12 protein-coding genes and 1 tRNA gene are annotated in these 12727 nt (G+C 68.9%); 7 read left to right on the top strand and 6 right to left on the bottom strand.

Going from position 1 to position 12727, the window contains the following annotated elements; translation table 11 throughout:
- Nucleotides 1–42 precede the first annotated feature (42 nt).
- From JHB91_RS04195 to JHB91_RS04185, 3 genes are read right to left on the bottom strand one after another with little or no spacing between them, the layout of a single operon-like run.
- Nucleotides 43–1467: a deoxyribodipyrimidine photo-lyase gene (locus JHB91_RS04195; protein ID WP_199471677.1), complete on the bottom strand. Its 1425-nt coding sequence runs from the start codon at nucleotides 1465–1467 to the stop codon at nucleotides 43–45.
- Nucleotides 1467–1697, bottom strand: a complete 231-nt coding sequence (locus tag JHB91_RS04190) for a DUF378 domain-containing protein (RefSeq protein WP_199372442.1) — start codon at nucleotides 1695–1697, stop codon at nucleotides 1467–1469. Before JHB91_RS04190 ends, JHB91_RS04195 begins: the two co-directional genes overlap by 1 nt.
- A gap of 35 nt (nucleotides 1698–1732) precedes the next feature.
- On the bottom strand, nucleotides 1733–2281 hold the full coding sequence (locus JHB91_RS04185; RefSeq protein ID WP_199471676.1) for a fasciclin domain-containing protein: 549 nt from the start codon (nucleotides 2279–2281) through the stop codon (nucleotides 1733–1735).
- A 97-nt stretch (nucleotides 2282–2378) separates the two neighbouring features.
- On the opposite strand from JHB91_RS04185, the gene JHB91_RS04180 reads away from it, so the two are divergent.
- From JHB91_RS04180 to JHB91_RS04155, 6 genes are all read left to right on the top strand, one after another.
- Nucleotides 2379–3248 (top strand): MerR family transcriptional regulator, encoded by an 870-nt coding sequence (locus tag JHB91_RS04180; protein WP_199471674.1) that lies wholly within the window; start codon nucleotides 2379–2381, stop codon nucleotides 3246–3248.
- Nucleotides 3249–3390: 142 nt separating this feature from the next.
- On the top strand, nucleotides 3391–4890 hold the full coding sequence (locus JHB91_RS04175) for a catalase (protein WP_199372445.1): 1500 nt from the start codon (nucleotides 3391–3393) through the stop codon (nucleotides 4888–4890).
- Nucleotides 4891–4963: 73 nt separating this feature from the next.
- A complete protein-coding gene (locus JHB91_RS04170) occupies nucleotides 4964–5974 on the top strand; it encodes an NAD-dependent epimerase (protein ID WP_199471672.1) in 1011 nt (336 codons plus the stop codon).
- Nucleotides 5971–6981: a UDP-glucose 4-epimerase GalE gene (gene galE / locus JHB91_RS04165; protein WP_199471670.1), complete on the top strand. Its 1011-nt coding sequence runs from the start codon at nucleotides 5971–5973 to the stop codon at nucleotides 6979–6981. The genes JHB91_RS04170 and galE overlap by 4 nt, the downstream gene beginning before the upstream one ends.
- Nucleotides 6982–7259: 278 nt before the next feature.
- Nucleotides 7260–8408, top strand: coding sequence for an MraY family glycosyltransferase (locus JHB91_RS04160; RefSeq protein ID WP_199471668.1), 1149 nt, complete (start codon nucleotides 7260–7262; stop codon nucleotides 8406–8408).
- Between the two features lie 102 nt (nucleotides 8409–8510).
- A tRNA-Leu gene (locus tag JHB91_RS04155) sits at nucleotides 8511–8597 on the top strand.
- Between the two features lie 8 nt (nucleotides 8598–8605).
- On the opposite strand, the gene JHB91_RS04150 is transcribed toward JHB91_RS04155, so the two are convergent.
- Nucleotides 8606–8785: a hypothetical protein gene (locus JHB91_RS04150; RefSeq protein ID WP_199373275.1), complete on the bottom strand. Its 180-nt coding sequence runs from the start codon at nucleotides 8783–8785 to the stop codon at nucleotides 8606–8608.
- A 124-nt stretch (nucleotides 8786–8909) separates the two neighbouring features.
- Here JHB91_RS04150 and JHB91_RS04145 point away from each other — a divergent pair, with 124 nt between their 5' ends.
- Nucleotides 8910–10538 carry an FMN-binding glutamate synthase family protein gene (locus JHB91_RS04145; RefSeq protein ID WP_199372449.1) on the top strand — a complete coding sequence of 543 codons (1629 nt, stop codon included), beginning with the start codon at nucleotides 8910–8912 and terminating at the stop codon, nucleotides 10536–10538.
- Nucleotides 10539–10581: 43 nt separating this feature from the next.
- Here the strand turns inward: JHB91_RS04145 and JHB91_RS04140 are convergent, their stop codons facing one another.
- Together JHB91_RS04140 and JHB91_RS04135 are read right to left on the bottom strand one after the other, a co-directional pair.
- Nucleotides 10582–11811 (bottom strand): cation:dicarboxylase symporter family transporter, encoded by a 1230-nt coding sequence (locus JHB91_RS04140; RefSeq protein ID WP_199372450.1) that lies wholly within the window; start codon nucleotides 11809–11811, stop codon nucleotides 10582–10584.
- Nucleotides 11812–11872: 61 nt separating this feature from the next.
- Nucleotides 11873–12724 carry a MurR/RpiR family transcriptional regulator gene (locus tag JHB91_RS04135; protein ID WP_199372451.1) on the bottom strand — a complete coding sequence of 284 codons (852 nt, stop codon included), beginning with the start codon at nucleotides 12722–12724 and terminating at the stop codon, nucleotides 11873–11875.
- Between the last annotated feature and the right edge of the window lie 3 nt (nucleotides 12725–12727).

Genomic DNA, 12727 nt, shown 5'->3' with positions numbered 1-12727 from the left:
TGAGCAAGGGCCGCCGGCTGCATGCCGGCGGCCCTTTTTTGTTCAGGGCGTTTTGGCCAATCGTGCGAATGCGTCCAGCGCATCGCGCCTGCTGTCGCCAAGATCCACGATCGGTCGCCGCGGGTAATCCCCCATGCCAGCGCGATCACCCGACGCCACCTCCCACGGCGCATGCCGCCCCTTCGCGGGCAGCCCACGCAACTCCGGCACCCAGCGCGCGATGTACTCGCCCTGCGGGTCGAACTTCTGCGCCTGCAACACCGGATTGAACACGCGGAAGTAGGGTGCGGCATCCACGCCGGTACCGGCGACCCACTGCCAGCCGAGCGTGTTGTTGGCAAGGTCGGCATCGACCAGGGTGTCCCAGAACCAGCGGGCGCCGTGGCGCCAGTGGATGCGCAGGTTCTTGGTGAGGAAGCTGGCGACGATCATGCGCACGCGGTTGTGCATCCAGCCGGTGGCCCAGAGTTGGCGCAGGCCGGCATCGATGATCGGCACGCCGGTGCGGCCGCGTTGCCAGGCCTGCAGCAGGCCGGGCGCGGGGTCGGCCCAGGCGAAGTCGGCGAAGCGCGGGTTGAAGTCGGTGTCGGGGGTGTGGGGGAAGTGGTGCAGCACGTGATGGGCGAACTCGCGCCAGCCGAGCTCGCGCACGTAGGCGGCGCGTTCGTCTTCGGGGCCGGCATTGGCGAGCGCGTCGGCGATGCGCCAGGGTGCGATCTCGCCGAAGTGCAGGTGCGGCGACATGCGCGAGGTGAGCGAGCGGTCGGGGCGGTCGCGGCCGTCGCGGTAGTCGTGCAGGCCTTCGCTGGCGAACGTGCGCAGCGCAGCATCGGCGCCGTGTTCGCCGGGCGTCCACGTGTTCCAGAAGCCGGCATCCCAGCGCGGCGTGGGCTGCAGGCCGAGTGAGTCGAGGGTGACTTCGCCGGGCAGCGTGGCGTCGAACGGGGGAAGCTGATGCGGCGCAGCGAGGAGGCGAGGCGGATTCCAGTTGGCGAGCGCCGCTTTCCAGTACGGGGTGAACACGCGGTACGGATCGCCGAGGCGGGTTTCCACCTGCCAGGGCTCGAACAGCAGGCTGCCGTTGTAGGCGTCGGCGCGCAGGCCGGCACGACGCAGCTCGCGGCGGATATCGGTGTCGCGCGCATCGATCGCGGGCTCGTGGCGGCGGTTCCAGAACACCGCGGACGCCCCGGAGGAGGCGGCCGCGGCCAGCAGCGAGGGGAGGGTATCGCTGCAAAACACATGCAGGCGCGAGCCACGCTCGCGGAGCTGTCCATCAAGTGCGACGAGAGCGCGGTGGCGCCATGCATCCGACGCCGCGCCGGGCGTCCACGCGCCTTCCTCATGTGGCGCGTGGACGTACACCGGCACCGGGGTGAGCCCGGTGCTCAGCGCGGCCTGCAGGGCCGGGTTGTCCCGCAGGCGCAGGTCGTTGCGGAACCAGACCAGCGCTGCGGGGGCTGGCATCAGCGGCGCATCTCCGCGCGGCCGTCGTCGGTGGCTACGCTGGCCTGCATCAGCGGCAGGATCTGCCACAGCGCGGACAGGCCGACCAGCACATACACCAGCCGCGCCAGCATGGCGTCCTGGCCGCCGAAGAGAGTGGCCACCAGGTCGAACTGGGCTGCGCCCACCAGGCCCCAGTTGATGCCGCCGACGATCACCAGCGCGAGTGTCACGATGTTGAGGACTTTCATGGTTGTCTCCAGGTTGCTCGGGGATGGTGTGGCGATCAACCGCCCGGCATCAGGACCTTGTCGATGACGTGGATGACGCCGTTGGTGGCGTTGACGTCGGCCTTGACCACCTTGGCGCCATCGATCGTGACGCCACCGTTGGCGGCGGCGATGTCGACCGAATCGCCATTGACGGTAGCCGCCGTGTCCAGCCCGGACACGCGCGCCGCGGGGTAGCGGCCCGGCACCACGTGGTAGGTGAGGATGGCGACCAGCTTGGCCTTGTTCTCGGGCTTCAGCAGGTCGTCGACGGTGCCGGCCGGCAGCGCGGCGAATGCGGCATCGGTAGGCGCGAACACGGTGAACGGGCCCTTGCCCTTGAGCGTGTCGACGAGGTCGGCGGCAGTGAGGGCCGCGGCCAGGGTCTTGAACTGGCCCGCGGCAACCGCTGTGTCGACGATGTCGGCCTGGGCCTGCGCGGGCTTGGCGGCGGCGGCGGTGCCGGTGGAGCCGGCGAAGGCCAGCGGCGCGGACAGGCCGAGGGCGAGGGCGACGGTCAGGGTGCGGAGGGTGGACGCCTGGCGGGTGGAGTTGGTGCTGGTCATCGGAGATGTCCTTGTTGGGGTGTGGCGCCAGTGTCCGCAACAGGCCGTTAATCGGTTGTACAAGCCAAGGCTGTACATGTGTTGTACATTGCGCGGCATGTTCCCCGTCAAGGCCGCCGCCGAGCTCAGCGGGCTCACCCCCGAAACCCTGCGTGCGTGGGAGCGCCGCCACGCGGCAGTGCTGCCGCACCGCGACGACAAGGGCCGGCGCCTGTACGACGGCGCGATGGTGGAGCGCCTCACGCGCCTGCACCGGCTGACCGACCGCGGCCATCCGATCCGCGACCTTGCCGCGCTGGACGATGCGGCGCTCGACCAGCTGCTCGAAGAGGGCCGACACGCGGGCTACGGCGGCGTGGAAACTCTGCCCGAACGCATGCTCGATGCGATCGCGGATTACCAGGTGGACGTGTTCGACCGTGACCTGGCGGTGGCGATCACCACGCTGCCGCTGCCGGTGCTGATGGCGCGCGTGGTCACGCCGTTGCTGCGCGAGGTGGGCGTGCGCTGGGCCGATGGCCGTCTGGCGATCGCGCAGGAGCGGCTGGTCAGCAGCATGCTGCGCGCACGCCTGCTGTCGGTGCTCAACCAGCAGCCGCGCGGCGGCCGACCGCGCGTGCTGTTCGCCACGCTGCCGGGCGAGCGCCACGAGCTGGGCCTGATCGGTGCGGCGCTGCATGCGTACGAGGCCGGCGCGCCCGTGCTGTACCTGGGCACCGAGTTGCCCGCGCGCGAGCTGGCGCGCGTGGCCGAGCGCCTGGGCGCGGCGGCGGTGGCGATCAGCTCGGTCGATCCGGGCCAGGCACGCACCGCTCTGCACGAACTGCAGATGCTGCACGACGCGCTGCCGACGGGCGTGGCGATCTGCGTGGGCGGTGCGAATGCCCGCTACCTCGCCGAGGCGCTGGGCATCGCGCGGGTGCGAGCGGTGAGCGATGCGACGGAGCTGGCTCGCCACGCGGTGTGAGCTGATCGCTGTCGTGATAGGGGCCGGCTATCGAATGCGCCAGCTCAATTCATTGGTATTCAGGTCCACGCCGGGGCGATGATCGTCTGCACCCGCGCTGCGGCGCTTGCAGCGATTCCTCCAAGCAAAAGGACCCAGCCAGATGAGCAATCCAGCCGACAAGGCGCACCCGCCCTCCACCACCGGCGCAGGTGCGCCCGCCGTGAGCGACCGCAACTCGCTGACCATCGGGCCGGACGGTCCGATCGTGCTGCACGACGTGCACTTCCTCGAGCAGATGGCGCACTTCAACCGCGAAAAGGTGCCGGAGCGCCAGCCGCACGCGAAGGGCGCGGGCGCGTTCGGCACGTTCGAGACCACGCAGGACGTGTCGCGCTACACCAAGGCCGCGCTGTTCCAGCCGGGCGCGAAGACCGAGCTCCTGATCCGCTTTTCCACCGTGGCCGGCGAGATGGGCAGCCCCGACACCTGGCGCGACGTGCGCGGCTTCTCGCTGAAGTTCTATACCAGCGAGGGCAACTACGACCTGGTGGGCAACAACACGCCGGTGTTCTTCGTGCGCGACCCGATGAAGTTCCCGCACTTCATCCGCAGCCAGAAGCGCCTGCCCGATTCCGGCCTGCGCGACAACCACATGCAGTGGGACTTCTGGACCAACAACCCCGAGACCGCGCACCAGGTGACCTACCTGATGGGCCCGCGCGGCCTGCCGCGCACCTGGCGGCACATGAACGGTTACGGCTCGCATACCTACCTGTGGGTCAACGCGGCCGGCGAGAAGTCCTGGGTCAAGTACCACTTCCACACCCGCCAGGGCATGGGCTTCTTCAACAACGGCGAGGCCCGGGACATGGCCGGCGCCGACGCGGAATTCCATCGCCGCGACCTGTTCAACGCCATCGCGCGCGGCGAGCACCCGCAGTGGGTGATGTCCGTGCAGGTGATGCCGTATGCGGATGCGAAGACCTACCGCATCAATCCCTTCGACCTGACCAAGGTGTGGCCGCACGCGGACTATCCGTTGATCGAGGTCGGCACCATGACGCTGGACCGCAACCCGGAGAACTTCTTCGCGCAGATCGAACAGGCGGCGTTCTCGCCGGGCAACACGGTGCCGGGCATCGGCCTGTCGCCCGACAAGATGCTGCTGGCGCGTTCGTTCGCCTACGCGGATGCGCAGCGCAACCGCATCGGCACCAATTTCCACCAGCTGCCGGTGAACCAGCCGAAGGTGCCGGTGAACACCTACATGTTCGACGGGCAAATGGCCTACCAGCACAGTGGCAGTGCGCCGGTATACGCGACCAACAGCGGCGGTCGCGCGTGGTCTGACGAGACCGGCGCGGTCGACAACGGCTGGGAGGCCGACGGCACGATGGTGCGCAGCGCCTACACCCTGCGAGCCGACGATGACGACTTCACCCAGCCGGGGATCCTGGTGCGCGAGGTGTTCAGCGATGCCGACCGCGACGGCCTGGTGGAAACGGTGTCCGGTGCGCTGCTGGGCGGCGTGCGCAGCCCGGTGCTGGAGCGCGCGTTCGCCTACTGGACGTCGATCGATGCCGACGTGGGCCGGCGCATCGAGGAGAAGGTGCGCGCCGGCAGCGCGCCGGAACCGGCGGCGGGCATGGGCGAAAGCTAGGCCGCACGGCGGCACAGCGAGGGGCGTGCAGGTGGGCGGGGGTTATCATTCCCCCTCCCACCGGAGCCCCTGCATGAAAGTCCTCGTCACCGGCACTGCCGGCTTCATCGGCAGCCATGTCGCCCTCAAGCTCCTTGCGCGCGGCGACGAGGTCATCGGCTTCGACAGCCTCAACGACTACTACGACGTCAACCTGAAGAAGGCGCGCCTGGCGCGCTTCATGGACCACCCGGGCTACACCCACGTGCAGGCGGATCTGGCCGACCGTGCGGCGGTGGAAGACGTGTTCGCGAAGCACAAGCCACAGCGCGTGGTGAACCTGGCGGCGCAGGCAGGCGTGCGCTATGCGGCGGAAAACCCGCACGTGTACGTGGCCAGCAACGTCACCGGATTCCTGCACGTGCTGGAAGGTTGCCGCCACCACGGCGTGGAGCACCTGGTGTTCGCGTCCACGAGTTCGGTGTATGGCGCCAACCGCGCCATGCCGTTCAACGAGCACCAGGGCACCGAGCACCCGCTGACGCTGTACGCGGCCACCAAGAAGGCCAACGAGATGATGGCGCATTCGTATGCGCACCTCTACGGCACCGCTACCACCGGGCTGCGGTTCTTCACCGTGTACGGGCCGTGGGGCCGGCCGGACATGGCGTTGTTCCTGTTCACCCGCGCCATCCTTGCCGGCGAGCCGATCAAGGTCTTCAACAACGGCCACCACCGGCGCAGCTTCACCTACGTGGACGACATCGTGGAAGGCGTGGTGCGTGCGCTTGACCGCGTGCCCACCGTCGACGCTGCATGGAAGGGCGAGGCGCCGGATCCTGGCACCAGCGGCGTGGCGCCGTACCGCATCTACAACATCGGCAACGAAGAGCCGGTGGAACTGCTGCGCTACATCGAGGTGCTCGAGCAGTGCCTGGGCCGCAAGGCGGTGATGGAGCTGCTGCCGCTGCAGGCCGGCGACGTGCCCGATACCGAGGCCGACGTGTCCGCGCTGGTGGCCGACGTGGGCTACCGGCCGCAGGTGGGCGTGGAGGAAGGCGTGGCCAACTTCGTGCGCTGGTACCGCGAGTACCACGGCGCATGAAGATCCTGGTCTGCGGCGGCGCGGGCTACATCGGCAGCCACACCTGCGTGGCGCTGGCGGCGCGCGGCCACGATGCGGTGATCTACGACAACTTCTCCAACAGCTCGCCGGTCGCCGTCGAGCGCATCGCCGAACTGGCCGAGCGCCCGGTGGCGTTGGTGGAGGGCGATATCCGCGACGCGGCGCAGCTTGCCGCGGCGTTGGAAGGCGTGGACGCCGTGATCCATTTCGCCGCGTTCAAGGCGGTGGGTGAGAGCTGCGAGCAGCCGCTGGCGTATTTCGAGAACAACATCGGTGGCAGCGTGACGCTCCTGCAGGCGATGGAAGCCGCGGGCGTCGCCAACCTGGTCTTCAGCTCGTCGGCCACCGTGTATGGCGACCCGGACAGCGTGCCGATCCGGGAGGACGCGCCGCTGCGCGTCACCAACCCCTATGGCCGCACCAAGCTGGTGGTGGAGGAGCTGATCGGCGACCTGTGCGCGGCACGGCCTGGTTTCAACGCGCTGCTCTTGCGCTACTTCAACCCGGTGGGCGCGCACCCCAGCGGACGCATCGGCGAAGACCCCGGCGGCATCCCCAACAACCTGATGCCCTACATCAGCCAGGTGGCGGTGGGCGCGCGCGACTGCCTGAGCGTGTTCGGTGGCGACTATCCGACGCCCGACGGCACCGGCGTGCGCGACTACATCCACGTGATGGACCTCGCCGAGGCGCACGTGCGCGCGGTGGAGACGCTGCGCCCTGGCTTTGGCTGCCAGGCGGTGAACCTGGGCACGGGGCAGGGCGTGAGCGTGCTGGAACTGGTGCGCGCGTTCGAGGAAGCCTCGGGGCGCAAAGTGCCGTATCGGGTCATCGCGCGCCGAGCCGGTGACGTGGCCATGTGCTGGGCCGACCCGTCGCGTGCCGCTGAAGTGCTCGGCTGGCGTGCACGACTGGATCTGCAGCGCATGTGCGAGGACGCGTGGCGCTGGCAGTCGGCGAACCCCGCGGGCTATCGCTCCGCCTGAAGCGCTTCTTGAAGCGTGACCGTTGTCGCATTATCAGCGGCGGGGGAAGCGCGCGACAGACGTCGGCCAGGTGCCTGTCATGACGCTGCGATGTGCACTGCACCATCATGTAAATGAACGGGTTGCGGTGTTTCTCGCGGACTGCCCGACTTTGTGATCGTTCAAGCCCCGCGCTCGCGCACGGCGGCGTAAAATGCAGTGCGGAAATATTGGCGCGGAAATTGCTTTTACATTCCGTCACTGGAAGGTTGTAGCGCATCGGAGAGCGCAGTCGAGACATGGATTTTTTGATTGACACCGGATTGTTCCAGGGGATCGCCGCCGCGGCCCTGACTTGGCTGATGATGAAGGTGCTGCATCCCTTCGCACCCCGCCTGAACCTGCTGGACTTCCCCAAGGGCCGCAAGGACCACGCACACCCCACCGCGATCACCGGCGGGCTGGCAATGGCGGTGGCGTTCATTGCCGTGGTGCTGACCACGCTCGACGCGTATGCGATGGCATCGATGATCTCGTTCACCAGCGCCTCGGTGCTGCTGGTGGCCGTGGGCCTGTACGACGACCGCAACGACCTGCGCTGGTACTGGCGGATCCTGGCGCAGGTCATCGCGTCGCTGATCATGATCTACGGCGCCGGCGTGCGCGTGGAGCAGCTGGGGGCGGTATTCGGCATGGACGACCTGGCGCTGGGCTGGCTGTCAGTGCCGTTCACGGTGTTCGCGACCATCGGCATCATCAACGCGATCAACATGATCGACGGCGCGGATGGCCTGGCCGGCCTGCTGGTGGCCGCGTGCCTGACCATGCTGGCGGCAGCGGCACTGTATGCCGGCAACACCTGGCTGTCGCGGCTGGCACTGACGATCGCCGGCGCAGTGGGGGCGTTCCTGCTCTACAACATGCGCTTCCCGTGGCAGCCGCGCGCCAAGGCGTTCATGGGCAACGCCGGCAGCGCGTTCCTGGGCCTGGTGGTGGCGTGGGTGGTATTCCGCCTGACGCAGAACACCAGCCATCCGGTGAACCCGGTGCTGGCGCTGTGGCTGATCCCGGTGCCGGTGATGGATTGCCTGGTGCTGACCGTGCGCCGTTCGCGCGAAGGCCGTTCGCCGTTCTCGGCCGGCCGCGACCACATCCACCACTTCATGCAGGACGGCGGCTTCGGCCCGACCCAGGCGGCGCTGTTGCTTGCGGCTTTCAGCGTGGCCTGCGGCCTGGCCGCGGGACAGGCGATGCGCCTGGACATCCCGCATCCGGTGATCCTGGTGACGTTCCTGCTGCTGTGCGCGGGCTGGTACTGGGTGAGTGCCGACCGCCTGCGCGCGCTGGCGTTCTTTGCCACGCTGCGTCGATTACCCGTGTTCGGCATGCCGCCGCAGCGGCCAAAGCCGCGGCCGGGCGTGGACATCGTCGAGTCCGACGGCGCCTGAACCCGGGCGCCTCGCGCCACTCGAACGCCACGCAAGGCCGTTGACCGGCGCTTGCTGCGTTATGCCTGCTGGGGCCGCGCAACGCGTCCCGATGCTCGATCTGCCCGGGTGGCGAAACTGGTATACGCAAGCGACTTAAAATCGCTCGGCCGCAAGGCCATGCGGGTTCGATCCCCGCCCCGGGCACCACGCCAGCATCATTCGCGCGTCTTGGCCGGCACGAACGGCGAGACCGGATCGCTGGCCGGGAAGGTTTCGTCCAGGGCTTCGTCCTGGTTCTCGCTTTCATGCTGCTTGCGCTCGCGGCGGTGCTGCGGGTCTTCCGGCAGGTCGGGTTTGCACGAGTCGTTGGGCAGGTCTTTGCGGTCGCGTGTCACGGGGGCGCACCGGGTGGATGTGGGGCCCATGGTGTAGCGCTTCGCGCGTTGTGGCGGCGTGACCTGCGGCGTCTGTGGGATCATGCGGCCCCCGCGCCGTGCGCGCTTCCGTCGCCGACCTGCCATGCATCGCTATTCCGCCTACGCCCTCAGCATCGCCTTGACGGTGCTGTCCCTCGTCGCCGCGATCACGTGGTCGCCCGGCTGGTGGGCGGCGGTGGTGGTGTTCGGCGCGGCAGCGGCACTCGGCACGGCGGACGTGCTGCAACGCACCAGCACGCTGCGGCGCTGCTATCCGGTGCTGGCGCACTTCCGCTACGGGCTGGAAGGCATCGGGCCGGAGATCCGGCAGTACTTCATTGAACGCGACACCGAGGAGGTCCCGTTCTCGCGCGAGCAGCGGGCGCTGATCTACCAGCGTGCCAAGCACGAACAGGACACGGTGCCCTTCGGCACCGTCCACGACGTCTACGGTGACGACTACGAGTGGATCAACCACTCGCTGGTGCCGACCCACCTGCACAACCACGATTTCCGGGTGCGCGTGGGCGAGTCGTCCGCGGCGCCGTACGACGTGAGCGTATTCAATATTTCGGCGATGAGCTTCGGCTCGCTGTCGGCGAATGCCATCCGCGCGCTGAACCTGGGCGCCAAACGTGGCGGCTTCTACCACGACACCGGCGAGGGTTCGATCTCGTCGTACCACCGCGAGTTCGGCGGCGACCTGGTGTGGGAGATCGGCTCGGGCTACTTCGGCTGCCGCGACGACCGTGGCGCGTTCGATGCCGGGCGCTTTGCGGCCAACGCCGTGGATCCGCAGGTGAAGATGATCGAGATCAAGCTGTCGCAGGGTGCCAAGCCCGGCAAGGGCGGCATGCTGCCGGCGGCCAAGGTGACGGAGGAGATCGCGCTGGCGCGCGGCGTGCCGGCGGGCGTGGACTGCATCTCGCCGTCGCAGCATTCGGCCTTCACCACGCCCCGCGGGCTGCTGGAGTTCGTGGCCAGGCTGCGCGAGCTGTCGGGCGGCAAGCCCGTGGGTTTCAAGCTGGCCATCGGCCACCCCTGGGAGTGGTTCGCGGTGGCCAAGGCGATGCACGAAACCGGGATCCTGCCGGACTTCATCGTGGTGGACGGCGCCGAGGGCGGCACCGGTGCGTCGCCGGTGGAGTTCATCAACCACATCGGCGTGCCCATGAACGAGGCGCTGATGCTGGTGCACAACACGCTGGTGGGCCTGGACCTGCGCGACCGGGTGAAGGTGGCTGCGGCGGGCAAGCTCACCAGCGCGTTCGGGATCGCGCGCACCCTGGCGCTGGGTGCGGACTGGTGCAACGCCGGCCGCGCGTTCATGTTTTCGCTGGGCTGCATCCAGGCGCGCAGCTGCCACAACGACAAGTGCCCGACCGGCATCGCCACCCAGGACCCGTCGCGCTGGACGCGCCTGGATGTGGAGAACAAGGCGACGCGAGTCGCCAACTACCACCAGAACACCCTCAAGGCGCTGCGCGACCTGCTGTGCGCCGCAGGCCTGCAGGGCCCGGGGGAGCTGGGGCCGGAACACATCCTGCGGCGCATGTCGAAGGTGCAGGTACGCTCGCTGGCCGGCATCTACAACTACCTCAAGCCCGGCCAGTTGCTGAGCGGCGAGGTGCCCGACCACGCGGTCTTCCAGGCGTTCTGGGCGGCGTCGCGCAGTGATACGTTCGCGGCACCCGGGCGGGTGATGGCGATGCGGGCCTCGAAGGAGAGCTGACGCTGCAGGCCGCCGCGCCGCAGCGCGTGGCGCGCGCTACGCGCTACGCGTCCTGGCGCGCGACGATGCTCGTGGCGGTCAGGTCGCCGGTGACGTTGCCGACGGTGGAGAACACGTCGGGGATGTTGTCCACCGCCAGCAGCAGCGCCAGCGGTTCCACCGGCAGGCCCATGGCCTGGGTGACCGGCAGGTTGTTGGTCATGAAGCTCACCTGCCCGGGCAGGCCCACCGAACCCATGCTGATCAGCGCGGACAGCACGATCGCGGTGCCGACCTGCACGCTGCCGAGCTCGATGCCGTACATCCAGGCGATGAAGCTGACCACGCCGATGTACTGCACCGGGCTTGTGATGCGGAACAGCGAGACCGCCATCGGCAGCACCAGCGACGTGACGTGCAGCGGATAGCCGAGGCGTTCGCGCGCGCAGTCGACCATGGCCGGCAGCGACGCCAGCGACGACTGCGTGCTGGCGGCGATCGCCTGCGCGGGCGCGATGCCGACGCCGAAACGCCGCACCGGCTCGCGCGCCACCACCGCCGCCACCACGTACAGCAGCACGGTGACCATGATGTACAGCGTGCACAGCAGCAGCACGTACCAGCCGAGCGCGCCGAGCACGCCCGCGCCGACGCGCGCGCACACCGCCAGCACCAGCGCGAACACGCCTACCGGCGCCGCCCACAGCACCCAGCGCACGATCACGATCATGGTGTCGGCGATGGATTGCACCAGCGCCAGCAGTTGCGCACGCCGTTCGGGCAGGATGCGCGTGGCGGCGAAACCGAAGAACAGCGAGAACACCACCAGCGGCAGCATGGCGTTGGCCGCCGCCGCGGCCAGCGCGTTGTTGGGGATCACGGTGGCGATCCATTCGCCGAAGCTCGCGGCGCGGCCGGGCTGGGTGGCCTCGGCGCCGATCGCGGCGCGGAACGCCTCCACCAGTGACGCATCGCGTGGTACCAGCGACAGCAACGTCGGTGCCATCACCGCGGTGAACGTGCCCGACGCGATCAGCAATACCGCGAACACCAGCATCGCGCGGCGCGCGGTGCGGCCCGATGCCGCGGCATCCGCTGCCGTGTTGACGCCCAGCACCACCAGCGCCGCGACCAGCGGCACCACGGTCATCTGCAGGGCGTTGAGCCACAGCCGGCCGACGGGCTGCACGGCGTCGGCCACATTGGCGGCGAGCGCTGCGTCATGGAAGGCGAGGGCAAGCCCGACGACGGCACCGAGGACGAGTGCGAGCAGGACGCGGGCGGCGGTGGACATTCGCTTCATGCTTGGATCATCGCCTGTGCGTCAGATGGAAAGGTAGCGCCAGGATGGCGCGTCATGTGCCGGGTGCCTGCAGGCTTTCGGCGAAGTTGGCCACCAGCCGCCGCAGGTGCGCGTCGTCCTCGCACAGCAGCAGGAACACCAGGTCCAGCAGGTGCTGCAGCGCCGCCTGGTAAAGCAGCAGCTCGACATGGCCGCGCGGGTCATGCGCCGACACCAGCAGGCCGACATCGGCGCTCGCGCGCAGCGCGTTCGCTGTGTGGCGGGTGATGGTGACCACCTTGCCGCCGCGCGCGCGGAACAGGCGCGCGGTATGGCACAGCGCGCCCTCCTCGCCGTGTTCGGAGAACACCAGCAGCACGTCGCCGGGCGCGGCCGACGAGGTGCCGATGCCCATCAGCGACGGATCGAACAGGTGGATCGCGGTGCGCCCAAGCAGCGCCAGCTTGATCGCGAACGCGCGCGCGTTGAGTCCATCGTGGCCCAGCCCGACCGAGTAGACCTTGTCGGCGCCGCGGATGGCCGCGGCCACGGCATCGATGCGCTCGTGCGGGTTGAGCACGCGCGTGGCCTGTTCGGCCTGCGACTTGGCGCGCCACAGGGTGTCGGCCAGGGCGGAGTAGGGATCGCCGATGTCCGCGCCGGGCTCGATGCCGGAGCCGTCATCCTCGCCGTCATGGCGCGCCAGCGATTCGCCGATCGAATACTTGAGGTCCGGATAGCCCTTGAAGCCGAGTTTCTGGCTGAACTTCACCACGCTCGACTGGCTGATGCCGAGCGCGTTGGCCAGCTGCTGCGACGAGTAGTCGCGCAGCAGGTGGGCGTTCTCGAGCATGAAGTCGGCGATGCGCCGCTCGATGGCCGACATGCGGTCGCGTTCGCCACGGATCCTGAGCAGGGGAGGCATGTG

This window comes from Luteimonas sp. MC1828 (assembly GCF_016461615.1).
Taxonomy (GTDB): domain Bacteria; phylum Pseudomonadota; class Gammaproteobacteria; order Xanthomonadales; family Xanthomonadaceae; genus Luteimonas.
The sequence above is the reverse complement of the archived record's forward strand: the minus strand, read 5'-3'. Positions and strand labels throughout refer to the sequence as shown.